Origin of the sequence: uncultured Lentibacter sp. (genome assembly GCF_937123735.1) — a bacterium.
Classification (GTDB): domain Bacteria; phylum Pseudomonadota; class Alphaproteobacteria; order Rhodobacterales; family Rhodobacteraceae; genus Lentibacter.
The window spans coordinates 53,120-75,731 of sequence record NZ_CAKZKL010000030.1 but is presented as its reverse complement, the minus strand read 5'-3'; the positions used below and the strand labels follow the sequence as shown (position 1 = coordinate 75,731).

General features: G+C 60.1%; 23 protein-coding genes. 8 read left to right on the top strand and 15 right to left on the bottom strand.

Annotation, left to right across the window (positions count from 1 at the left end; all coding sequences use genetic code 11):
- Window positions 1-16 precede the first annotated feature (16 nt).
- From lysA to argH, 4 genes are all read right to left on the bottom strand, one after another.
- Entirely contained in the window at window positions 17-1,288 is a 1,272-nt protein-coding gene (gene lysA / locus Q0478_RS09850) for a diaminopimelate decarboxylase (protein ID WP_298678808.1), read from the bottom strand.
- A 62-nt stretch (window positions 1,289-1,350) separates the two neighbouring features.
- Complete coding sequence (locus tag Q0478_RS09845) at window positions 1,351-1,488, bottom strand: hypothetical protein (RefSeq protein ID WP_298678806.1); 138 nt, start codon at window positions 1,486-1,488, stop codon at window positions 1,351-1,353.
- Window positions 1,489-1,512: 24 nt separating this feature from the next.
- The gene (locus Q0478_RS09840; RefSeq protein WP_298678804.1) at window positions 1,513-1,818 is read right to left on the bottom strand and encodes a DUF2834 domain-containing protein; all 306 of its coding nucleotides are present in this window, start codon (window positions 1,816-1,818) and stop codon (window positions 1,513-1,515) included.
- Window positions 1,815-3,206: an argininosuccinate lyase gene (gene argH, locus Q0478_RS09835; protein WP_298678802.1), complete on the bottom strand. Its 1,392-nt coding sequence runs from the start codon at window positions 3,204-3,206 to the stop codon at window positions 1,815-1,817. The genes Q0478_RS09840 and argH overlap by 4 nt, the downstream gene beginning before the upstream one ends.
- A 23-nt stretch (window positions 3,207-3,229) precedes the next feature.
- On the opposite strand from argH, the gene Q0478_RS09830 reads away from it, so the two are divergent.
- The 4 genes from Q0478_RS09830 (at window position 3,230) to Q0478_RS09815 (ending at window position 6,582) form a co-directional block, all read left to right on the top strand.
- Complete coding sequence (locus Q0478_RS09830) at window positions 3,230-3,835, top strand: TlpA disulfide reductase family protein (RefSeq protein ID WP_298678800.1); 606 nt, start codon at window positions 3,230-3,232, stop codon at window positions 3,833-3,835.
- A gap of 150 nt (window positions 3,836-3,985) precedes the next feature.
- Entirely contained in the window at window positions 3,986-4,378 is a 393-nt protein-coding gene (locus tag Q0478_RS09825; RefSeq protein ID WP_298678798.1) for a hypothetical protein, read from the top strand.
- Window positions 4,375-5,304, top strand: coding sequence for a sterol desaturase family protein (locus Q0478_RS09820; protein ID WP_298678796.1), 930 nt, complete (start codon window positions 4,375-4,377; stop codon window positions 5,302-5,304). The genes Q0478_RS09825 and Q0478_RS09820 overlap by 4 nt, the downstream gene beginning before the upstream one ends.
- Before the next feature lie 87 nt (window positions 5,305-5,391).
- Entirely contained in the window at window positions 5,392-6,582 is a 1,191-nt protein-coding gene (locus tag Q0478_RS09815; RefSeq protein WP_298678795.1) for a lytic murein transglycosylase, read from the top strand.
- Window positions 6,583-6,659: 77 nt separating this feature from the next.
- Here Q0478_RS09815 and Q0478_RS09810 read toward each other — a convergent pair whose 3' ends face one another.
- The gene (locus Q0478_RS09810) at window positions 6,660-7,454 is read right to left on the bottom strand and encodes an alpha/beta hydrolase (RefSeq protein ID WP_298678793.1); all 795 of its coding nucleotides are present in this window, start codon (window positions 7,452-7,454) and stop codon (window positions 6,660-6,662) included.
- Window positions 7,451-8,056: a 2-hydroxychromene-2-carboxylate isomerase gene (locus Q0478_RS09805; protein WP_298678791.1), complete on the bottom strand. Its 606-nt coding sequence runs from the start codon at window positions 8,054-8,056 to the stop codon at window positions 7,451-7,453. The genes Q0478_RS09810 and Q0478_RS09805 overlap by 4 nt, the downstream gene beginning before the upstream one ends.
- A 133-nt stretch (window positions 8,057-8,189) precedes the next feature.
- On the opposite strand from Q0478_RS09805, the gene Q0478_RS09800 reads away from it, so the two are divergent.
- Window positions 8,190-9,200: a ribose-phosphate pyrophosphokinase gene (locus tag Q0478_RS09800; RefSeq protein ID WP_298678789.1), complete on the top strand. Its 1,011-nt coding sequence runs from the start codon at window positions 8,190-8,192 to the stop codon at window positions 9,198-9,200.
- A gap of 34 nt (window positions 9,201-9,234) precedes the next feature.
- Here the strand turns inward: Q0478_RS09800 and Q0478_RS09795 are convergent, their stop codons facing one another.
- From Q0478_RS09795 to Q0478_RS09765, 7 genes are all read right to left on the bottom strand, one after another.
- Window positions 9,235-9,579 (bottom strand): H-type lectin domain-containing protein, encoded by a 345-nt coding sequence (locus tag Q0478_RS09795; RefSeq protein ID WP_298678787.1) that lies wholly within the window; start codon window positions 9,577-9,579, stop codon window positions 9,235-9,237.
- Window positions 9,580-9,732: 153 nt separating this feature from the next.
- Window positions 9,733-10,128, bottom strand: coding sequence for a F0F1 ATP synthase subunit epsilon (locus Q0478_RS09790; protein ID WP_298678785.1), 396 nt, complete (start codon window positions 10,126-10,128; stop codon window positions 9,733-9,735).
- Window positions 10,129-10,139: 11 nt separating this feature from the next.
- Window positions 10,140-11,564: a F0F1 ATP synthase subunit beta gene (atpD, locus tag Q0478_RS09785; RefSeq protein WP_298678783.1), complete on the bottom strand. Its 1,425-nt coding sequence runs from the start codon at window positions 11,562-11,564 to the stop codon at window positions 10,140-10,142.
- An 18-nt stretch (window positions 11,565-11,582) separates the two neighbouring features.
- Window positions 11,583-12,464, bottom strand: a complete 882-nt coding sequence (locus Q0478_RS09780; protein WP_298678781.1) for a F0F1 ATP synthase subunit gamma — start codon at window positions 12,462-12,464, stop codon at window positions 11,583-11,585.
- Window positions 12,465-12,479: 15 nt separating this feature from the next.
- A complete protein-coding gene (gene atpA / locus Q0478_RS09775) occupies window positions 12,480-14,018 on the bottom strand; it encodes a F0F1 ATP synthase subunit alpha (protein ID WP_298678779.1) in 1,539 nt (512 codons plus the stop codon).
- A complete protein-coding gene (locus tag Q0478_RS09770) occupies window positions 14,019-14,579 on the bottom strand; it encodes a F0F1 ATP synthase subunit delta (protein ID WP_298678777.1) in 561 nt (186 codons plus the stop codon).
- 301 nt (window positions 14,580-14,880) lie between these two features.
- Window positions 14,881-15,621, bottom strand: a complete 741-nt coding sequence (locus Q0478_RS09765; protein ID WP_298678775.1) for a class I SAM-dependent methyltransferase — start codon at window positions 15,619-15,621, stop codon at window positions 14,881-14,883.
- A 61-nt stretch (window positions 15,622-15,682) separates the two neighbouring features.
- On the opposite strand from Q0478_RS09765, the gene gloB reads away from it, so the two are divergent.
- From gloB to Q0478_RS09750, 3 genes are all read left to right on the top strand, one after another.
- Window positions 15,683-16,399, top strand: coding sequence for a hydroxyacylglutathione hydrolase (gene gloB / locus Q0478_RS09760; RefSeq protein WP_298678773.1), 717 nt, complete (start codon window positions 15,683-15,685; stop codon window positions 16,397-16,399).
- 156 nt (window positions 16,400-16,555) lie between these two features.
- Window positions 16,556-18,877: an ATP-dependent Clp protease ATP-binding subunit ClpA gene (gene clpA, locus Q0478_RS09755; RefSeq protein WP_298678771.1), complete on the top strand. Its 2,322-nt coding sequence runs from the start codon at window positions 16,556-16,558 to the stop codon at window positions 18,875-18,877.
- 3 nt (window positions 18,878-18,880) lie between these two features.
- A complete protein-coding gene (locus Q0478_RS09750) occupies window positions 18,881-19,876 on the top strand; it encodes a M23 family metallopeptidase (RefSeq protein WP_298678769.1) in 996 nt (331 codons plus the stop codon).
- On the opposite strand, the gene Q0478_RS09745 is transcribed toward Q0478_RS09750, so the two are convergent.
- Together Q0478_RS09745 and ftsH are read right to left on the bottom strand one after the other, a co-directional pair.
- Window positions 19,866-20,660 carry a methyltransferase domain-containing protein gene (locus tag Q0478_RS09745; RefSeq protein WP_298678767.1) on the bottom strand — a complete coding sequence of 265 codons (795 nt, stop codon included), beginning with the start codon at window positions 20,658-20,660 and terminating at the stop codon, window positions 19,866-19,868. The two genes, Q0478_RS09750 and Q0478_RS09745, sit on opposite strands and share 11 nt — an antisense overlap.
- Entirely contained in the window at window positions 20,657-22,579 is a 1,923-nt protein-coding gene (ftsH, locus tag Q0478_RS09740) for an ATP-dependent zinc metalloprotease FtsH (RefSeq protein WP_298678764.1), read from the bottom strand. The genes Q0478_RS09745 and ftsH overlap by 4 nt, the downstream gene beginning before the upstream one ends.
- Between the last annotated feature and the right edge of the window lie 33 nt (window positions 22,580-22,612).

Genomic DNA, 22,612 nt, shown 5'->3' with positions numbered 1-22,612 from the left:
GCATGGCCAATGCCCCTCAGCGCGTTAGCCATGCGGGTATGCTATCGCGCGCGAGCATCTCTTCCAAGCTCGGACGTGCGCGGATGACAGCAAATTGATCCCCTTTCACCAACACCTCTGGGATAAGCGGGCGCGAGTTATACTCGCTCGCCATCACTGCGCCGTAAGCCCCCGCGCTGCGAAAGGCCACAAGCGCGCCCTCTTTCATCGCCGTCATGCTGCGCGCCTTGGCAAAAGTGTCACCGCTTTCACAGACCGGCCCGACAATATCGTAGACCTCGGGTTCAGCGCCCGCCTCAGGCTCCACCACAGGGATGATATCGTGATAGGCCTCATACATCGCGGGGCGAATAAGGTCGTTCATCGCCGCATCCAGAATGAGAAACTGCCGCCCCTCGCCCTGTTTGACATAGACAACATCGCTCACCAGCACACCGGCATTGCCCGCAATAAGCCGCCCCGGCTCGATCTCGATCTCGCAGCCCAAATCGCCCAGCACCTCTTTCACCATCTTGCCGTAATCGGTTGGCAAGGGCGGCGCTGTGTTGCTGCGCTCGTAAGGGATGCCAAGGCCGCCGCCCAGATCAAGCCGGCGAATGTCATGGCCATCTTCCCGCAGCGCCAGCGTGAGCTCCCTCACCTTTTCATAAGCAAGGCGGAACGGCTCAAGCTCGGTGAGCTGGCTGCCGATATGCACATCAATCCCGACAACCTCGATCCCCGCCATCTCGGCGGCTTGGGCATAGACCGCGCGCGCCTTGGCAATCGGGATACCGAATTTGTTCTCGCTCTTGCCCGTGGCAATCTTGGCATGGGTCTTGGCGTCGACATCGGGGTTCACGCGGAGGGTGATCGGGGCACGCACCCCAAGCTCAAGCGCCACACGGTTGAGCCGCGCCATCTCGGGTTCGCTCTCGACATTGAATTGGCGGATACCCCCCTCCAGGGCCATGCGCATTTCTGCCTGCGTCTTGCCCACGCCGGAGAAAACAATCCTGTCCCCCGGCACGCCTGCGGCCTTCGCGCGGGCGTATTCCCCGCCCGAGACAACATCCATCCCTGCGCCCAAATCAGCCAACACTTTGAGAATCGCCAGGTTTGAGGCGGCTTTCATGGCATAGCAAACAAGGTGTTCCATGCCCTCAAGGGCCTCGTCAAACAGGCGGAAATGCCGCTCAAGCGTGGCCGTGGAATAGCAATAAAACGGCGTGCCCACCTCTGCCGCAATGGTGCGCAGAGGCACATCCTCGGCATACAGCTCGCCGTTGTTGTAAAGAAAATGGTCCATCGCGCGCCCCTTCGCTGTCTTGCGCCTGCTCTAGCGCAAAGCAGCGCGCGCGCCAAGGCGCTTCAGTTCTTCACAACCCCGACAGTGGCATAGCCCGTCACGCTCACACCGCTTGCGCCTTGCGGGCGCTCCGGGGCTCCGTTCGCGCCACACCCTGCCAAACAGCCGCAGGCCAATGCAACAAAAAGACACCGCATCATCACAACACTCCTTTGGCCCGAAGCCTAGCCCTTGCGGCTGCGCAAATACAAGTAGAGCGGCAGCCCACAGCTCACCCCGATGCAAAAAGTCGCCGGTATCGCAACAAGGCGCAGCCAGTCGCGCTTTTGCAGCGTCTCATAGATCACCCAAACCGTGAGACTCAGCGCCGCGATGATCAGATCCCACGTCAAGCCGGTGGTGGAGGCATTCACATACCACGCCTGTGACAGCCCCGTCAGGCCCACACCCTCTTCGCGCATGTAGCTCACAAAGTAAACCATCGGGTGGATCGCCCCCCAAAGCGCAAGTGCCAGCCAGACGGGCTTCATGCCAACGCCTCTTTCCAGCGTGCGATCTGCTTGCGCACCTCGCTGGGCGCCGTGCCGCCATAGCTCGTGCGCGAGGCCACAGAGGCCTCCACCGTGAGAACGTTAAACACATCCGCCGTGATCGCGCCGTTCACGCTCTGCATCTCTTCAAGGCTCAGGTCGGGTAGGTCACAACCCTTTGCCTCGGCCATGGCCACAAGGCTCCCCGTTACATGGTGCGCATCCCGAAACGGCATGTTGAGCACCCGCACACACCAATCGGCAAGGTCGGTCGCGGTGGAAAACCCGCTGCCCGCCGCGCCGGCAAGGCTCTCGCGGTTGCCCTGCATATCGCGCACCATACCCTCCATCGCCGCAAGCGCCAGCATCAGGTTGTCCGCCGCATCAAAGACCTGCTCCTTGTCTTCCTGCATGTCCTTTGAGTAAGCCAGCGGCAGCCCCTTCATCACCATCATCAGCGCCACATTGGCCCCGAAGATGCGCCCCACCTTGGCGCGGATCAGCTCTGCCGCGTCCGGGTTCTTCTTCTGCGGCATAATGCTGGAGCCGGTGGAGAAACTGTCTGAGAGGCTCACAAAGCGGAACTGCGCAGACGACCAGATCACCAGCTCCTCGGCAAAACGGCTCAGGTGCATGGCGCAAATGCTCGCCGCACTCAAAAACTCCAGCGCAAAGTCGCGGTCACTCACCGCATCCAGCGAGTTCGCCGCAGGGCGATCAAAGCCAAGCGCCTCGGCTGTCATGTGCCGGTCAATCGGAAAGGATGTGCCCGCCAGCGCCGCCGCCCCCAATGGGCACTCGTTCATGCGCGCGCGCGCATCTTCAAAGCGGGACGCATCGCGCCCCAGCATCTCGACATAGGCCATCATATGATGCCCCCAAGTCACCGGCTGCGCAGTCTGCAAATGGGTGAAACCGGGCATCACCCAATCCGCCCCCGCCTCGGCCTGTGCCAAAAGCGCCTTTTGCAGCGCACGGATGCCACCTATGGCCGCATCCATCTGCCCGCGTGTCCAAAGCTTGAAATCGGTCGCCACCTGGTCGTTGCGGCTGCGCGCGGTGTGCAACCGCCCCGCAGGCTCACCAATGAGCGCTTTCAGGCGGCTCTCCACATTCATGTGGATGTCTTCCAACGCGGTCGAAAATTCAAAGCTTCCCGCCTCGATCTCTGACAAGACAGTGAGCAGCCCTTCCCTCATCGCCTCCGCATCGCTATCTGTGACAATGCCTGTCGCAGCCAACATGGCGGCATGGGCCCGAGAGCCGGCAATATCCTCGGCCGCCATACGTTGGTCAAACCCGATCGAGGCGTTGATTGCCTCCATGATCGCGTCGACGCCAGCCGAAAAGCGGCCGCCCCACATCTGGTTCGAGGTCTCGTTGCTCATTGCTCTTACTGCCTTTGGAAAGGATGAATATGTCTCGCTCCACGCTGGTTTATACCGCCCTCGCCGCATTCGCAATCATCGCAGGGCTTTTCGCATATGCGCCCTCGCGCGGGCTTACGGGGGGCCTCTCAGAGGACAGCCGCGCCGAAATTGCCGCGCTGCAAACGGGCGATATGAAAAAGCTGGTGGTGCACCCTGCCCCGCAGGCGCTGGCCAGCGCGGCCTACACGCTAGACAGCGGCGGCACAGCGCAGCTCGCAGAGCACAAAGGCAAGGTTATCCTGCTCAATTTCTGGGCCACGTGGTGTGCGCCTTGCCGCAAGGAAATGCCCATGCTGGCCGAGCTCCAGCGCGAGCTGGGCGGGCCTGACTTTGAAGTTATCACACTCGCCACCGGCAAAAACGACCCCGCCGCAATGCAACGCTTCTTTGCCGAAATCGGCGTCAGCAACCTGCCGCTCCACACCGATGCCAACTCGGCCGTGGCGCGCGAGATGGGCGTGCTCGGCCTGCCCGCCACCGTGCTCATCAGCCGCGATGGTGTCGAAGTCGCCCGCCTGCTGGGCGATGCCGATTGGGCCTCTGACAGCGCCAAGGCCATCCTGCAAACCCTGATCAGGCCCCGCTGAGCACAGGCCCTCTCAGCACAGGCCCTCTCAGCACAGGCCCACTGAGCACAGGCGCGCGCAAAAAAGCGCCGCCGCCCCGCCCAAGCAAAAGCAGCCTTTGACAGCGGCGCTTCTTTTGCGCTTAGCTCAAGGCGAAGGGAGGCGGTGCGGATGCCACTGGAGATACTCTTGCCCCTCGTGGTGCTTGGCATTGCAGGCTTGGGCCTGGCCCTGCACCTTCTGGGCTTTAGCACCCCCCTGCGGCTCACCTGTGAGGCCCATGTGCGCGCGGCCTGGCTGCGCGAACACCCCGAAGATGCGCCCCAGACAATCCTGCTCACCCAAGACGGGCGCGCCGCCCTTTTGCGGCTGGCTTCAGGGCACTTGGGCCTTCTGCGCGCCTTGGGCGCCGATACCGTGGCCCAATATCTGGGCCGCGCCACATGGCAGATCACGGCCAACGGCATCAAGCTCACCCTGCCGGATTTTGCCACACAGCCCCTCAACATCCGCCTCACCGAGGCCGAACGCCAAGACTGGCTGGCTCTGAAGGATCACCTATGAACACCCCCCTCACCTACCCGGATGTCACCAGCCTCGCCGTGCCCGTTTTTATCGCTGCCATCCTGCTCGAACTGGGCTGGATCCTCTTCAAAAAGCGCGGCGGGCGCTATGAAACCCGCGATGCGCTCACCTCGCTGATGATGGGCGCAGGCAATGTGGCAACAGGGCTGCTGCTGGGCTTTGTCACCTACGGCTTCCTCATGTGGCTCTGGCAGCTCACCCCGCTTGATCTGGGCAGCTCTCTGGCCGCAGTTGTGCTCTGTTTCGTGCTTGATGATCTGCGCTACTACTGGGTCCACCGCCTCGGCCACCGCGTTCGCTGGGTCTGGGCCAGCCACATCAACCACCATTCAAGCCAGCACTACAACCTCACAACTGCTCTGCGCCAAACATGGACAGGCACGTTCACCCTGATGATGCTCCTGCGCGCGCCGCTGATCCTGCTGGGCTTTCACCCGGCGCTGGTGCTCTTCTGCGGCGGCCTCAACCTGATTTACCAATTCTGGATTCACACCGAAACCATCCAACGCCTGCCGCGCTGGTTTGAAGCGGTGATGAACACCCCCAGCCACCACCGCGTCCACCATGGCCGCAATCCGCGCTATCTGGATGCCAATTATGCCGGGGTCTTCATTGTCTGGGACAAGCTCTTTGGCACCTTTGTCCCCGAAATGGACAGCGACAAACCCGACTACGGGCTGGTGCATAACATTGCCACCTTCAATCCATTGCGCGTGGCCTTTCACGAGTGGGTCAGCCTGTTCAAAGATGCGCTCCAACCCGGGCTCACATGGCGTGAGCGCCTGCTCTATTGCCTCGCGCCCCCGGGCTACAGCCACGATGGCAGCCGCGACACATCTGACGCCATCAAACAGAAATACCTCGCCCGCCACCCCGACCAAAAAGGCACCACGGGCTTTCGCTGATGCGCACCCCTTTTCGGCTTTCGCCGGATGCGCATACCCCTCAGCGCCACACAGGCAAACCGGCTTGCCCCAATCAAGAGGCCCCATATGTTTTTGACCCGTCGCAATTTTACTGCAAGCGCCCTCGCCTTCACCGCGACAGCCGGCGGCGCGCAAACTGGCTTTGACAGCTGGCGCGCGGAGTTCCTGCGAAAGGCCGCCCGCGCCGGCCTCTCCTCAGCCACGTTGAAAGCCGCCCGCCCCGCGCTCACCTTTGCCCCAGAGATCCTGCCACAGGATGCGCGCCAGGCCGAAGTTGCCAAACCGCTGCAAACCTATCTCGCCGCTGCGGCGGGCAGTGCGCGCCTGCGTGCGGGCCGGCAAGCCCTAAAGCATCAGCGCAAAACCCTGCGCATAATTGAACGCCGCTTTGGCGTGCAAAAAGAGGTGCTCACAGCCATCTGGGGGCTGGAAAGCGCCTATGGGCAGCTGCGTGGCAACCGGCCCGTTCTGTCCACATTGGCAACCCTGGCCTATGAGGGCCGCCGCCGAGCGCTCTTTGAAGCCGAGCTGATTGCGGCGCTTGAAATTCTGGAGGCCAAACAGGCGCGCCTCGCACAGATGCGCGGCAGCGGGGCCGGAGCCATGGGCCATACCCAGTTCCTCCCCAGCACCTACCAGCGCTATGGCACCGATTTTGACGGCAACGGCCGGGCCGATATCTGGGGGGATGACCCGGCCGACGCTCTGGCCTCGACCGCCCGTCTGCTGCGCGCCGAAGGCTGGGTCAAAGGTCAGCCCTCGGCGCTGGAGGTGGTCTTGCCCGCCGGGTTTGATCTGGCCCTGAGCGGTCGGATTTTCCCGCGCAGCCCCGGTGCCTGGGCCGCATTGGGGGTCTCGCGCGCAGGCGGTGGGCCGCTGCCCGCAGGCCAGTCGGGCGCTCTGATCTTGCCGGTCGGGCCAAAGGGGCCGGTCTGGATGATCTATCAGAACTTTCATGTGCTCAAAACATACAACTATGCCGACAGCTACGCTCTGGCCATCGGGCATCTGGCCGACCGCCTTGCCGGCGGCGGGCCGCTGCACGCAGGCTTCCCAAGCCAGCCCTGGGACATGAGCGACACCGCGCGCAAGCGCCTGCAACAGCGCCTCACGGCCAAGGGCTTTGACGCCGGCCCAGCGGATGGGGTGATCGGAGAAAAGGGCAGAGCCGCGATCCGCGCTTATGAGCGTGCCAGCGGCGCTCGGGTGACAGGGGTGCCCAGTGCGGCCTTGCTCGCGCAGCTGACAGAGCGGTGAGCCGCGCACCTTTGGCCACACAGGCTGTCCATACAGGCAGCCATACTGCGCGCCCTACAGCCAGCCCTACGCCCTGATCACAGCTGCCAGAAGCCGCGCAGGAGTGCGGCGCAGTCTTTGGGGTGGCTGATGGGCAGCATATGGCCCGCCCCCTCCAGAACGGCTGTTTTTGCGCCCGGAATGCGCCGCGCAAGGCCCTCGTTGATCGTCTCGATCACCGGGTCAGATTGGCTTCCACGCACCAAAAAAACAGGTATTTCAAGCGCTTGCAACCGCCCCTCGCGCAAGAGCCCCGCAGTATCCTGATAAAGCGCCGGCGCGGCATCATTGATCACATGAATGCGGGCCGCCATATCGTCCTGCACCTCTTTGGGCATGGCCTCCCAAGGCAGCCCGCCGCCCCAGGCGCTTAGAAAAGCCTTGGTCGCCTCTCGCCGCTTACCCGCCGCAATCATAAGGTCCAAGCCATTCATATCATTCACAAAATGAGGGTCGTCAGCCAAGGCCACAGCAAAGAACACCGGCTCAAACAACACCAAGCTGCGCACCGCCCCCGGCGCTTCAAGCGCCAGCCGCAAAGCAAGTGTTGCACCAAAGGAATGCCCAACAATATCAACAGGTTCTTCGCCCAAAAAGCTCTGGGCCACGGCGCTGCAAGCCTGATGAAAACAGCCCTGCCCGTTCCAGGCCGCGCTGCGCCCATGCCCAAGCAAATCTGGCGCAACAAAGCTGAACTGATCTTCAAACTGCCCCGCCAAACCACGCCACGCCCCCCCGTGGGCAAGGGAGCAATGCAGCATCAAGCCCCGACGCGCACCCGTTCCCAAGGTGCGCGCATGAACAGTGTGGCCAGCTCTAAGCTCTGCACTCACAACTTGCCTGCGAGATAGGCGTCCAAATCGTCAAGCCGGTCTTGGCCCCAGAATTTCTCACCATTTTCAAGCACATAAAACGGCGCGCCAAAGACACCTCGGGCCACGGCCTCTTCCAGATTGCGCGCATATATTTCCGCACCCGTCAGCAGCCCGCTCATGGTCAGCCCGGTGTCAAAGCCCGCAGCCGCCAGGCACTCTTGCACCACGGCTTCCGCACCAATGTCCTTTTCCTCGGCCCAGCAGGCCCGCATCAGGCTATGGGTCAGCAGCCCCAGATCGCCCGAGCCGCCCGCTTCCTGCGCAGCAATAATCGCATAAGACGAGGGCGCGGGGTTGGTGGGCCAGAACGCCGGTTTTGGCAACGTCATGGCCAGCCCCGTTTTCCGAACCTGTCGGCGCAGCTCCTGACTGCGATACTCCATGCGCGAGGGGTGCCTGTCGGCGGGGGCGGTGCCCCCGGTGCGCGCAAATAGTGCCATGATATCCAATGGCTTATAGGCAATCGTCAGCCCGTGCCGCGCCGCTATTTCCTCGGCGCGCAGCCCTGCCAGATAGGCCCAAGGGCTGAGAGTCGTGAAATAATAATCAAGTGATGCCATGGGCTTTGCCTTCCTTTTTTTCTACAGTTGGCGCTTGCGGCCAAGTGCAACCTTTGCCAGCCATGCGTTAGATGTTAAGCGGTGTCAACTTCACGATTCTGTCATAAAATCCAAAGCCGGGGGGCCGCGCGACATGTCTACCACCAAAGAACCCAAACTGATTGCAGGCAATTCCAATATGCCCCTCTCCAAGGCCATCGCGCGGCGCATGTCCTTGCACCGTGGGGTCAGCCAGGGGCTGGTTGAGGCACGCGTGGAACGCTTCAATGACGGCGAGATTTTTGTCGAGGTCTTTGACAATGTGCGCGGCGAAGACATGTTCATCATCCAGAGCACATCCAACCCCGCCAATGACAACCTTATGGAACTGTTGATCATGGCCGATGCCCTGCGCCGCTCCTCCGCCAAGCGGATCACGGCCGTGATCCCTTATTTTGGCTATGCCCGCCAGGACCGCCGCTCAAAGGCGCGCACGCCGATTTCGGCCAAGCTGGTCGCAAATATGCTGGTCGGAACAGGCATCGAGCGGGTCCTGACCATGGATCTGCACGCCGCGCAAATTCAGGGGTTTTTTGATATTCCGGTCGACAACCTCTATGCCTCTCCGATCTTTGCGCTCGACATCAAACACCAGTTCAAAAACGAGCTTGAAGACATCATGGTCGTTTCTCCGGATGTTGGCGGCGTGGCGCGCGCGCGCGAGCTGGCCAAGCGGATCAACGCCCCCCTCTCTATCGTGGACAAACGCCGCGAAAAGGCAGGCGAAGTGGCCGAAATGACCGTGATCGGCGATGTCTCGGGCAAGAAATGTATCATCGTGGATGACATGGTCGACACCGCCGGCACACTTTGCAAAGCTGCGGAAGTTCTCATAGAGAACGGCGCCAGCGAAGTGCATGCCTATATCACCCACGGAGTGCTCTCCGGGCCGGCTTGCGAGCGCATCACCAATTCAGTGATGAAGTCTCTTGTCATCACCGACACCATCGCAGCCAGCGCAGAGGTCAAAAAGACCCATAACATCCGCGTCGTGCCAACCGCGCCCATGTTTGCCCAGGCGATACTCAACATCTGGAACGGCACGTCGGTGAGCTCGCTGTTTGATACGGAGATGCTGGAACCTATTTACGAAGGCATGTTCTAAGGCGCTCTGCCAAGCCCGCGCGCGCAGTTGGGCGCTACAGCTCCCAACTGTCTTCGCTGCACATGCCGCCAATCGCCATCCAGCTCACCCGCAAGCGGGCAATTCTGGTGTCGCCCCATGTGCGAAACACCAGGTCAAAGCCCGTGGGGGTGATGTTGTCCGCCTCAATATCGGCGCGCAGGTTCGTGGCGCTGTCCACATCCCAAAGCGTGAGCGAGCAGTGCACGACAGGGTTCTCGCGAAACGCCTCGCGAAAGACAACCGGCTTGCGCAGCTCGCGGCTTCCCGTGCCGGTCCACATATCACCGCCATCTTGAAAATGTTCAAAAAGCACATCGTGGCCCTGAGCCACGGCAATCGCACCGCTGAGTGTTTTCATCCTGTCTTGCACCCCTTTACCACTTAAACGCTCGCTTTGCCCCGCTCCTGAAAGGCGGGGCAGATCGTTTTCGCAACCTTAGATCCCAAAACCTAAAAATGCCTCAACCCGCTAGGGTTGAGGCATATCATTTCAGTGCATCTCTGCGCAATATCAGACCATTTTTTGAAGAAGCTCTTCAAGGTCTGCGAGCAAGAGCTCGGCCATATCGCGGTTTTCCGCTGAAGCCGTGGCAGCCGCCTCTTTGGCAGCGGCCACAACAGGCTCAAGATCGGCCGCTTTGGCATCGGCCAAGGGAATGGCCTTCTCCGCCAGAACAGACAGCCCCTCAGGGTTGATCTCGGCAAAACCGCCGGTCACCGCATAGGAGACATCGCCCTCAGGCCCGCTCACAGCCAAAACACCTGGCCGCAGCGTGGTGATCACAGGCGCATGGTTCGGCATTGCCGTCATTTGCCCGTCAGCCCCGGGGATCTGCACAGAGGCAACCTGCATGGAAGCAAGGTTGCGCTCCGGGCTGACCAGATCAAATTGCATTGTATCGGCCATTGGTGCCTCCTTTAAGCAGCGTCAGCTGCCATTTTCTCGGCTTTTGCAATCACTTCGTCGATGCCGCCAACCATGTAGAAGGCGCCTTCTGGAAGGTGATCATATTCACCAGCAACAACCGCTTTGAACGACGCAATGGTTTCTTCGAGCTGAACCTGAACGCCGTCGGAGCCTGTGAAGACTTTGGCAACGTCAAACGGCTGGCTGAGGAAACGCTCGATCTTACGCGCGCGCGCCACGGTCATTTTGTCTTCTTCTGACAATTCGTCCATGCCGAGGATCGCGATGATGTCTTGCAAAGACTTGTAGCGCTGCAAGATTTTCTGAACATCGGTCGCAACCGTATAGTGCTCTTCACCAATGATCTGCGGGTCCAGCAGGCGCGATGTTGAACCAAGGGGGTCAACCGCCGGGTAGATGCCTTTTTCCGAGATCGCACGGTCAAGAACCGTTGTCGCGTCAAGGTGGGCAAATGAGGTCGCAGGCGCCGGGTCGGTCAAGTCATCCGCAGGAACGTATACGGCCTGAACAGACGTGATCGAACCGTTCTTGGTTGAGGAGATACGCTCTTGCATCTGGCCCATGTCGGTTGCCAGAGTTGGCTGATAGCCCACCGCTGACGGAATACGACCCAAGAGAGCCGAAACTTCAGAACCGGCCTGTGTAAAGCGGAAAATGTTGTCGACAAAGAACAGAACATCTGACCCTGAGTCATCACGGAACTGCTCGGCAAGCGAAAGGCCCGTCAAGGCAACCCGCATACGCGCTCCGGGAGGCTCGTTCATCTGGCCGTAGACCAGAGCAATTTTTGACTCCGTGAGGTTGTCAGGCACGATAACCCCGGATTCGATCATCTCGTGGTAAAGGTCGTTGCCTTCCCGCGTGCGCTCACCCACACCCGCGAACACAGACACACCCGAGTGCACCTTCGCGATGTTGTTGATCAGCTCCATGATCAGAACGGTTTTACCAACACCCGCACCCCCGAAGAGGCCGATTTTTCCGCCCTTCGTGTAAGGCGCGAGCAGGTCGATCACCTTGATGCCGGTTGTCAGAATTTCGGTCGCTGTGGACTGGTCTTCAAAGGCAGGCGCATCGCCGTGGATCGAGCGTGTGCCCGAAGCATCCACGGGGCCTTTTTCGTCTACAGGGTCGCCTGTGACGTTGAGGATACGGCCCAAGGTGCCTGGCCCAACGGGAACCGAGATCGGCTCACCAAGGTCCGTAACATCTTGACCGCGCACGAGGCCCTCTGTTGCGTCCATAGCAATGGTGCGCACCGTGTTTTCTCCGAGGTGCTGTGCAACCTCAAGAATGAGGCGCTTGCCATTGTTGTCTGTTTCAAGTGCGTTCAGAATTTCGGGCAGGTGGTCGCCAAACTGAACGTCCACAACGGCGCCGATCACCTGCGTGATTTTGCCTTTTGCATTAGCCATTATTTCGTCTCCGGTTCCTTAGAGCGCCTCAGCGCCCGAGATAATCTCGATAAGCTCGTTCGTAATCACAGCCTGACGTGAGCGGTTAAACTCGACTGTCAGATCGTCGATCATGTCGCCAGCGTTGCGGGTCGCGTTGTCCATAGCAGACATCCGCGCGCCCTGTTCGCTTGCGCCGTTTTCCAGAAGCGCCGCAAAGATCTGCGTCGCCACACCGCGCGGCAAGAGGTCTGCCAGGATCTGGTCCTGGTCAGGCTCATAGTCGTAATCGGCACTGGCACCGCCTGCGTCCCCTTCCGGCGCGTCATAACTCGCAGGGATAACCTGCAACGCCGTTGGGATCTGGCTGATGACCGACTGGAACGCGCTGTAAAAGATCGTCGCAACATCATACTCACCCGCCTCAAAGCGCGCGAGAAGGTCTGTCGCAATGTCCTTGGCGTTATCATATCCAAGGGTCTTCACTTCGCTCAAATCAACATGTGCCACCAGATTGCTCTGGAAGTCCCGTTTCATCTGCTCGCGGCCTTTTTTGCCAACGGTCAGGATCTTGACGGATTTGCCCTCGGCCAGAAGCTTCTGGGCATGTTGTTTTGCCAGTTTTACGATGTTGGTGTTGAAACCACCGCACAAGCCGCGCTCTGAGGTCATGACAACGAGCAGATGCACCTTGTCGTCCCCTGTGCCGCGCAGCAAGAGCGGCGCGCCATCAGAGGTTCCCACAGAAGCGGCCAACCCGCCCAGAACCGCATTGAAGCGCTCTGTATAGGGCCGTGAGGCTTCGGCAGCCTCTTGGGCCCGCCGCAATTTTGCGGCGGCCACCATTTGCATAGCCTTCGTGATCTTGCGGGTCGATTTGACCGACGCGATCCGGTTTTTAAGGTCCTTGAGATTTGGCATTGCCCTATCTCCCCCTTATGCGAAGTCAGCGGCGAATTCGTCCAGCGCTGCTTTTACACGGTCCGCGGCTTCGCCTTTGATCTTCGGATCTTCTTTTGTGATCCACTCGATGAGATCGGCGTGCTTGGAGTGCAGGTGCTTGAGAAGACCAGCTTCATAGCGTGCAACATCTTTCACAGCGATTTTGTCGAGGTAACCGTTTGTGCCCGCAAAGATAACACAGACGATCTCGGCATTGGTCAGCGGCGAATACTGCGGCTGCTTCATAAGCTCTGTCAGGCGTGCGCCCCGGTTCAGAAGCTGCTGCGTTGCCGCATCCAGGTCTGAGCCGAACTGGGCGAAGGCCGCCATCTCGCGATACTGAGCGAGTGAGAGCTTCACAGGGCCCGCAACCGAAGACATCGCAGATGTTTGGGCCGAAGAACCAACCCGCGAAACCGAAAGACCTGTGTTCACAGCCGGACGGATGCCTTGGTAGAACAATTCTGTTTCCAGGAAGATCTGACCGTCGGTGATCGAAATCACGTTGGTCGGAATAAAGGCTGAAACGTCGCCGCCCTGGGTTTCAATGATCGGCAGGGCCGTCAAAGAGCCTGAGCCGTGGTCTTCGTTGAGCTTTGAAGAGCGCTCAAGCAGGCGTGAGTGAAGATAGAAAACATCCCCAGGATAAGCTTCGCGGCCGGGTGGACGACGCAGAAGAAGCGACATCTGGCGATATGACACAGCCTGCTTGGAGAGGTCATCATAAACGATGAGCGCGTGCTTACCGTTGTCACGGAAGTATTCGGCCATGGCTGTCGCCGCGTAAGGCGCGAGGAACTGCATGGGGGCTGGGTCAGACGCCGTCGCCGCCACAACGATCGAATACTCGATCGCGCCGCTTTCTTCGAGGCGCTTAACCAGCTGCGCAACAGTCGAGCGCTTCTGGCCGATCGCAACATAGACGCAGTAAAGCTTCTTGCTCTCGTCGTCGCCTGCTGCTTCGTTGTAGGACTTCTGGTTGAGGATCGCATCAAGCGCCACAGCCGTTTTACCTGTCTGACGGTCCCCGATGATCAGCTCGCGCTGGCCACGGCCAATCGGGATCATCGCGTCAACCGACTTCAGGCCCGTCGCCATCGGCTCGTGAACCGATTTACGCGGGATGATGCCTGGCGCCTTGCTGTCTGCAATCGCGCGGTTCTTTGTTTTGATCGGGCCTTTGCCGTCAATCGGGTTGCCGAGGCCGTCAACCACGCGTCCGAGAAGCTCGGGGCCTGAGGGAACGTCCACAATCGCCTTCGTGCGCTTGACAGTGTCACCTTCTTTGATGTCACGGTCAGACCCGAAGATAACCACACCCACGTTGTCTGTTTCAAGGTTGAGGGCCATGCCCATGATCCCGCCAGGGAATTCAACCATCTCACCAGCCTGGATATTGTCCAGACCATATACGCGGGCGATACCGTCACCAACGCTAAGAACTTGACCGACTTCAGCAACTTCGGCTTCTTTGCCGAAATTTTTGATCTGGTCTTTCAGGATCGCAGAAATTTCTGCTGCTTGGATACCCATTTATCCGACCTCTTTCATTGCATTCTGGAGGGAGCTGAGCTGCGAACGGATCGACGTGTCGATCATTTTCGAGCCCACCTTGACGACAAGACCGCCGATGAGGGTTTCATCCACGGTCGCATTGATAGTCACAGTCTTGCCAAAGCGCTCTTTCAAAGTCTTGGCAAGCTTGTCTGATTGCGTCTTGGTCAGCGCCTTCGCACTTACGACCTCGGCCGCCACTTCCCCTTTGTCTTGCGCAATCGCGGCGCGCAGGGCGCGCACGAGCTGAGGCAGGACAAACAGACGCCGCTTCGCAGCCATAAGGCCGAGCGTGCTGGTCATCATCGGGGAAAGTTTCATCTTCTTGGCAAGCCCGGCCACAGCCGCGCCCTGCTCTTCCCTGCTATACACAGGGCTTGAGATGAGATTGTTAAAATCTGCGCTGTCAGCCAGCGCGGCTTCCAAGCTGTCAAGGTCCCCCTCGACGGCTTTGAGTTTCTTCGTTTCACTGGCCAGTGAGAATACGGCCGTGGCATAGCGCGCAGCAATGCCGGAAGAGATCGAAGCTGGTTCGGACACGTCCACCCTTTCGATTTTCTGGCCCTTCGCGGTGTCATGTGCAAAATCTGCACATAGCTCGCTCGGGGGCGTTTTCACCCTGAGTTTTCTCAAAGCAGCTAAATCGAGGCGGGTGTAGCAGAGCAATCAGGTTGCGGCAACCTGCTTGAGCATTTTTCGACACTGCCTAAAATCGACTGTTAACAACTACTTACCCAAACTGCGACCGTTTGCGCCTGCAAATATCACCATTTGAATCAGCTTTTGGGCGATTCACCGTGCAAAAGTTAACGCTATCATGGCAGAATCCCTCAAACCCCGCTCACACCGGCAAGCCCTCCGGCATCGGCTGAAGCACAAAAGAGGGTTTTCGCACCCTTTGGCCAAGGCCGGGCCGTTTGGGTGCAGGGATCTGTTTGCTCACCTCCACCATCAAGACCCCCCCCGCCGCAATCAGCGGCAAACTGTGCCCCAGTTTTTCGCAAAACCCCGCCGTCTTGCGCCAAAACCGCCGCTCGCTCGGAGGCTGGTAGAGCGCCGTCTGGCTGCGCTCGGGCTTGAAGCCCCAAAGCTTGAGCTGCTGGTCAAGTTGGCCCATCGTGAACGGGCGGCCAAACCCGAAAGGCGTGCGGTCGTTGCGGCTCCAAAGTCCGGCGCGGTTTGGCACGATAAACAGCGCCCGCCCCCCCGGGCCCAACACCCTGTAACATTCCTCCAAAACGGCCGCAGGCCACTCGCTGGTTTCCAGCCCGTGCATCACAACAAGCCTGTCCACATGCCCCGTCTCGATCGGCCAATGGGTTTCCTCGCAGAGCACGCTGACATTGGGCTGGCCCGCGGGCCAGGGCATAACCCCTTGCGGGCCGGGCATCAGACAGCTCACGCGGCGGGCCTGCCCGAGGTAGGGGCGCAACAGAGGTGCCGCAAAGCCAAAGCCAACCACGGTTTGGCCTTTGGCCTCGGGCCAAAGCGCCAGCATCTGGTCGCGGATCACCTTTTGCGCCGCGCGGCCCAAAGTGCTGCGGTAATAAAAGTTTCGCAGATCTTTCACATCAAGATGCATTGCGTGCGCCAAACCAATCCGTCACTCTGATCATACCATACCAACCATCCGGGAAAACGCCATGCCTCTTGAGCTGATCACCATCCCCTGCCTGTCAGATAATTATGCCTTTCTGCTCGTCAATGCCAAAGGCGAGGCCGCGCTCATAGATGCCCCTGAGGCCGCGCCCATCAATGCCGTGCTGGCCGCCCGTGGCCTCACCCTCACGGCCATCCTGCTCACCCACCACCACTGGGACCACGTCGAGGGGCTTGACGGCCTCAGCCCCGCGCCCCGCACCATCGGGGCCAAAGCCGATGCCCACCGCCTGCCCCCTCTGAGCGAAACGGTGCAAGACGGCGACAGGCTCACAGTCTTGGGCGAAGAGGTTGTGATCTATGATGTCTCAGGGCACACGCGCGGCCATATTGCCTTTCACTTTCCCGCATCAGGCTATGTGTTTACCGGCGATAGCCTCATGGCCTTCGGCTGCGGGCGGCTTTTTGAGGGCAGCCCCGAAGAGATGTTCCAAAGCCTGCGCAAGCTTGCCGCTCTGCCCGCAGACACACTGGTGTGCTCGGGCCATGAATATACCACCGCCAACGGAGAGTTTGCAGCCGCCGCCTTCCCGAACGACAGCGCAATCATGGCCCGCTGCGCAGAAACAGCCCGCCTGCGTGCCGCCGGCCAGCCCAGCGTGCCCTCTTCGCTCGCGCTGGAAAACGCCACCAACCCTTTCCTGCGCGCAGCCGATGTCGCAAGCTTTGCAAAGCTGCGCGCCGAAAAAGACGTATTTTAACCGGCTCACCGCTTCGTGAGGCAAATTATGAAGATCTTTTTTCAGAAAAGCCTTGAAGCTGGCGTGATATCGACCAAACTTTAACCTAAGTGCGCGAAGGTGCCGTATAGGTCCCAGAGACGTAAGATAACTTAAGTCAAAAGGAGCACGAGAGCAGTGCCATCATTTTCAACAACACTCGAGCAAGCCATTCATGCGGCCTTGGCCACTGCCAATTCCAAGCGCCATGAATTCGCCACGCTCGAACACCTGCTGCTCGCGCTGCTCGATGAGCCTGATGCGGTGCGCGTGCTGCGCGCCTGCTCGGTGGAACCTGAAGAGCTGCGCCAGACCCTCATGGAGTTTATCGAGGAAGACCTCAGCAACCTCGTCACCGACATCGAGGGCTCTGAGGCCGTGCCAACAGCGGCGTTCCAAAGGGTGATCCAACGCGCCGCCATCCACGTTCAAAGCTCCGGGCGCAATGAAGTCACCGGAGCCAATGTGCTTGTCGCCATTTTTGCCGAGCGCGAAAGCAACGCCGCCTATTTCCTTCAGGAACAGGACATGACCCGCTATGATGCGGTGAATTTCATCGCCCATGGGGTTGCCAAAGACCCCGCCTTTGGCGAGGCCCGCTCCGTCTCTGGCGCGGATGAGGAGATCGACTCCGAAAGCGGCACCACCGCCGACTCGGGCGAGGAAACCGCCCTGGCCAAGTATTGCGTTGATCTCAACGCCAAAGCGCGCAAAGGCGAAATCGACCCGCTGATTGGCCGCGACTCCGAAGTGGAGCGCTGCATCCAGGTGCTCTGCCGCCGCCGCAAAAACAACCCCCTGCTGGTGGGCGACCCCGGGGTAGGCAAAACCGCCATCGCCGAGGGGCTGGCCAACCAGATCATCAAGGGCGAAACACCCGAAATCCTTGCCAACACCACGATCTATTCGCTCGACATGGGCGCACTGCTCGCCGGCACCCGCTATCGGGGCGATTTTGAGGAGCGCTTGAAAGCTGTCGTCAAGGAACTCGAAGATCATGCCGACGCTGTGCTGTTCATTGACGAAATCCACACCGTGATCGGCGCCGGTGCCACCTCGGGCGGGGCCATGGATGCCTCCAACCTGCTCAAACCCGCGCTGGCCGGAGGTAAGCTGCGCACCATGGGCTCCACCACTTACAAGGAATTTCGCCAACATTTTGAGAAAGACCGCGCACTCTCGCGCCGCTTCCAGAAGATTGATGTCAACGAACCCTCGGTTGAAGATGCCGTGAAAATCTTGCGGGGCATCAAGCCCTATTTTGAAGAGCATCACGGGGTCAAATACACCAATGACGCGATCAAAACCTCGGTCGAGCTGGCCGCCCGCTACATCAACGACCGCAAATTGCCCGACAGCGCCATTGACGTGATCGACGAGGCCGGTGCCGCACAGCACCTGCTCAAATCCGCAAAACGCCGCAAGACGATCGGCACCAAAGAGGTTGAAGCAGTGGTTGCCAAAATTGCCCGTATTCCGCCCAAAAATGTGTCCAAAGACGATGGTGCCGTGCTCAAGGATCTGGAGAAATCGCTCAAACGTGTGGTCTTTGGCCAGGATGAAGCCATCGAGGCCCTGTCCTCGGCCATCAAACTGTCTCGCGCAGGCCTGCGCGAACCTGAAAAGCCCATTGGCAATTATCTCTTCGCCGGTCCGACGGGCGTGGGCAAAACCGAGGTCGCCAAACAGTTGGCAGATGTGCTCGGTGTTGAGCTTCTGCGCTTTGATATGTCCGAATATATGGAGAAACACGCGGTTTCACGGCTGATCGGCGCGCCTCCCGGCTATGTCGGCTTTGATCAGGGCGGGCTGCTCACCGATGGGGTAGATCAACACCCCCATTGCGTCTTGCTGCTTGATGAAATGGAAAAAGCCCACCCCGATGTCTACAACATCCTGCTTCAGGTCATGGACAACGGCGAGCTCACCGATCACAACGGCCGCAGCGTCAGCTTCCGCAATGTTGTCATCATCATGACCTCAAACGCCGGGGCCTCGGAGATGGCAAAATCCGCCATTGGCTTTGGTCGCGACCGCCGCGAGGGGGAGGATACAGCCGCGATCGAGCGCACCTTCACACCCGAATTCCGCAACCGCCTGGACGCGGTGATCAGCTTTGCACCGCTGGCCAAAGAGGTGATCTTGCAGGTTGTCGAGAAATTTGTGCTCCAGCTTGAGGCCCAGCTCATGGACCGCAATGTGACCTTCGAGCTCACCCGCGCCGCCGCCCAATGGCTCGCAGACAAGGGCTATGATGACAAGATGGGCGCCCGCCCTCTTGGCCGCGTCATCCAGGAGCACATCAAGAAACCGCTCGCCGAGGAACTGCTCTTTGGCACGCTGTCCAAAGGCGGCGTTGTCAAGGTGGGCGTCAAGGATGGCAAACTTGATCTGCGGCTGGACGGGCCTGACAAACCGCGCTTGTCCGGTGCCAAGCCGCCGCTGCTGACAGCCGAGTGATCCATGTGGCGGCGCGGCTTTCTTTTCGGCCTCGCCGCCCTGCTCGCCTCTGCCGCAGCGGCCGAGGCCCCACGCCTGGCGCTGCCTGTCGCCTGCACGCTTGGTGAAAATTGCTACATCCAGAACTATGTCGATACGCTCCCCGCAGAGGGCCGCGTGGCCGATTATGCCTGCGGCGCGCTCAGTTATGATGGCCACAAGGGCACGGATTTCGCCCTCGCCACCCGGGCAGAAATGGAGGCGGGCGTGGCCGTTCTGGCCGCCGCCGACGGGGTTGTGCGCGGCCTGCGCGACGGGATGCCCGACACCGGCCTGACCGCAAATACGCGCGCCAGCCTCGCCGGGCGCGAATGCGGCAACGGGGTCGTGATCGACCATGGCGCCGGCTGGATCAGCCAATATTGCCACTTGAAACGCGGCTCTGTGCGCGTCACCACGGGCCAAAGGCTTGTCGCCGGCACCCCCCTTGGCCTCATTGGCCTCTCCGGGCGCAGCGAGTTTCCGCATCTGCACTTTGCCCTGCGCCACAACGACCAAGTGATCGACCCATTCGATCCTGACAACACAGCCACCTGCGGCGCGGCGGCCCAAACGCTCTGGGCCGATCCTTGGAGCTATCAGCCAGGCGGGCTTCTCGGGCTTGGTTTTGCGAGTGCCGTGCCGGAGTATTCAGACATCAAGCAAGGCACAGCCCACAGCACGCTTTCAACAGAAGCCCCGGCGCTGGTGCTCTGGGGCTATACCTATGGCACGCGGGCAAACGACATCCTGCGCCTGGAAATCACCGGGCCCGAGGGCTTTCGCTTTGTGCAAAATGCCCGGATTGAACGGCCCCAAGCCCTTGGCTTTCGGGCCGCCGGCAAGCGGCGCAGCACCAAGGCTTGGCCAGAGGGGCGCTATATCGGGCAGGTGACCCTGCTGCGCGGACAGCAGCCCCTGGCCCGCCAGAGCCGCGCAATCACCCTTGCAGCGCCCGCTGCCAGCCCCTCTAAACCGTGAGCGTGAAGAACAACCGTTTGAACGGGAACAAAACCGTGCCCTGCGCCCCGCGCGGGTAGGTCTTTTCCATGATCTGTTCGTAACGCTCGATCAGCGCCGCCTGCTCGTCCGGCGCAAGCGCCTCCAGAATCGGGCGCGCATAGGTGCTCTCTGTAAACCGGCGCACAGGGTGCCCCCCCTCATCAGAGGCCAGAACCTGATAATATTCGGTTTCCCAAATGGCCAATGCGCCCAAATCTGACAGGGCCGAAAAATACTGCGCCGGCATCAGAGCGCTCGGGCCCGTCTCAAAATCAATCCGCTGCGGAAAAAGCTCTTCCGCAAGGCTGCGCCACATCCGGTGGGAGGGGGCATTGTTTTGATGTGGCAATTGCACGGCCAAAGTGCCCCCTTTGCCCAACATGCTCACAAGCCTCGGCATCAAGGTGGCATGGTCGCCCAGCCAGTGCAGCGCGGCATTGGAATAGATCAGCCCCGCGCCCTGCACTTGCCACTGGCCGATCTCGGCCTCTTGCAAGGCATCATAGCTGTCAACCTCGCGCGCCTTGGACAACATAGCTGGCGAGCGGTCCACACCCACCAGTTGATGTCCCGCAAAGCGCTCCTTGAGCCGCGCGCCCATCACACCGTTGCCACAGCCCAGATCAATCACATCCCCACCCCCGACAGAACGGACCGCCAAGAGCAGGTCCAGCGCAGGGCGCAAGCGCAAATCCCGAAACCTTGCATAGGCCTCGGGATTCCAGTCGCCTGTCTGAGCGCGGGTTTGGGCGCTTGCCGTCATGCGGAGGGCTCAGGTTCCATATCACCCTCGCCGCCTTTTGGCTTGGCGCGTGGCTTGGTCTTGGGCACCGCCGTCAGGGACGAAGCATCGCCGCGCGTGTCATCCGCGTCATCGTCCTTGTGAGGCGGCTCGCCGCGCATCACCCGTTCAATCTCGGCCCCGGTCAGGGTCTCATATTCCAGCAGACCTTCGGCCAGAGCCTCCCAACCTTCGCGGTTTTCCATGATCAGCTTATGCGCATCTTCATAACCTTGGTCGATAATGCGCTTCACCTCGTCCTCGATCAGCTCTTTGGTATGTGCCGAAATCGAGAAACCTCCGGCGCCACCGCCACCACGGAAGGCTTCAGCCGCTTCCTGGTAATCAATGTTGCCCACCTTGTCAGACATGCCCCACCGCATCACCATGGCCCGTGCCAAAGCGCTGGCCTGCATAATGTCGCCCGACGGCCCGTTGGACACCGCATCCTCACCATATTTGATGACCTCCGCCGCCTTGCCCGCCATGGTCATGGCGATTTTCTGGGTCAGCTCGTCCTTGAAGTAGTTGAGCTGGTCCATCTCCGGCAGGCTCATCACCATACCAAGCGCTTGGCCGCGCGGAATAATGGTTGCCTTGTAAACCGGGTCACATTTGGGCAGCGTCATCCCGACAATCGCATGGCCGGCCTCGTGATAGGCGGTCATTTCCTTTTGTGCAGGCGTCATCACCATCGAGCGGCGCTCCGCCCCCATCATGATTTTATCCTTGGCCTGCTCGAAATCGACCATCGACACAAAGCGCCGCCCAACCCGCGCCGCCATCAGCGCAGCCTCGTTTACAAGGTTGGCCAGATCAGCGCCCGAAAAGCCCGGCGTGCCCCGCGCAATAATGCGCAGGTCCACATCTGGCCCAAGCGGGCTCTTGCGGGCGTGCACCCCGAGGATCTTCTCGCGGCCCTTGATGTCAGGGTTGGGCACCGTCACATTGCGGTCAAAGCGGCCCGGACGCAGCAACGCCGGGTCCAGCACATCCTTGCGGTTCGTCGCGGCCAGAATGATCACGCCCTCGTTGGCCTCAAAGCCGTCCATCTCCACGAGCAGCTGGTTGAGCGTTTGCTCACGCTCATCATTGCCCCCGCCATATCCGGCCCCCCGGTGACGGCCCACAGCGTCAATCTCGTCAATAAAGACAATACAGGGCGCATTCTTTTTGGCCTGATCAAACATATCGCGCACCCGGCTCGCGCCGACACCAACAAACATCTCGACAAAATCGGAGCCCGAAATAGTGAAAAACGGCACACCCGCTTCACCCGCAATCGCGCGGGCCAACAGGGTTTTGCCCGTGCCGGGAGGGCCAACAAGCAAGGCCCCCTTGGGGATCTTGCCGCCCAGGCGCGAAAACTTCTGAGGGTTGCGCAGGAATTCGACAATCTCTTCCAGCTCTTCCTTGGCCTCGTCGATACCGGCAACATCATCAAAGGTCACCCGCCCCGACTTCTCGGTCAGCATCTTGGCTTTGGATTTGCCAAAGCCCATCGCGCCGCCTTTGCCGCCGCCCTGCATCCGGTTCATGAAATAAATCCAGACACCAATCAGCAGCAGGAAGGGCAACAGGCTCAGCAGGAAGGATTGAAAACCAGAGGTCTCCTGTGGCTTGGCCGTCAAGGGCACATTGTTCTCGATGAGCAGGTCGGTCACAGCTGCATCTTCCGGCTTGATCGTGACATAGCTTTTGTTGTCAGAGGCGATAAAGCGCACATTCTCACCATCAATGGTGACCTGCTGCACAGCCCCGTCCTGCACCGCTTCCACAAAATCGCTGTAAGAGCGCGCAGCGCTTGGCTGCTCAGAGCCAGCACCGCTGAACAGGTTGAACAGCATCAGGATCATAACAAACAAAATGACCCAAAAAGCGACGTTTTTAGTATTGCCCAAGGAAGCTCTCCTGAATGAGGTGGCGCAGGTGGC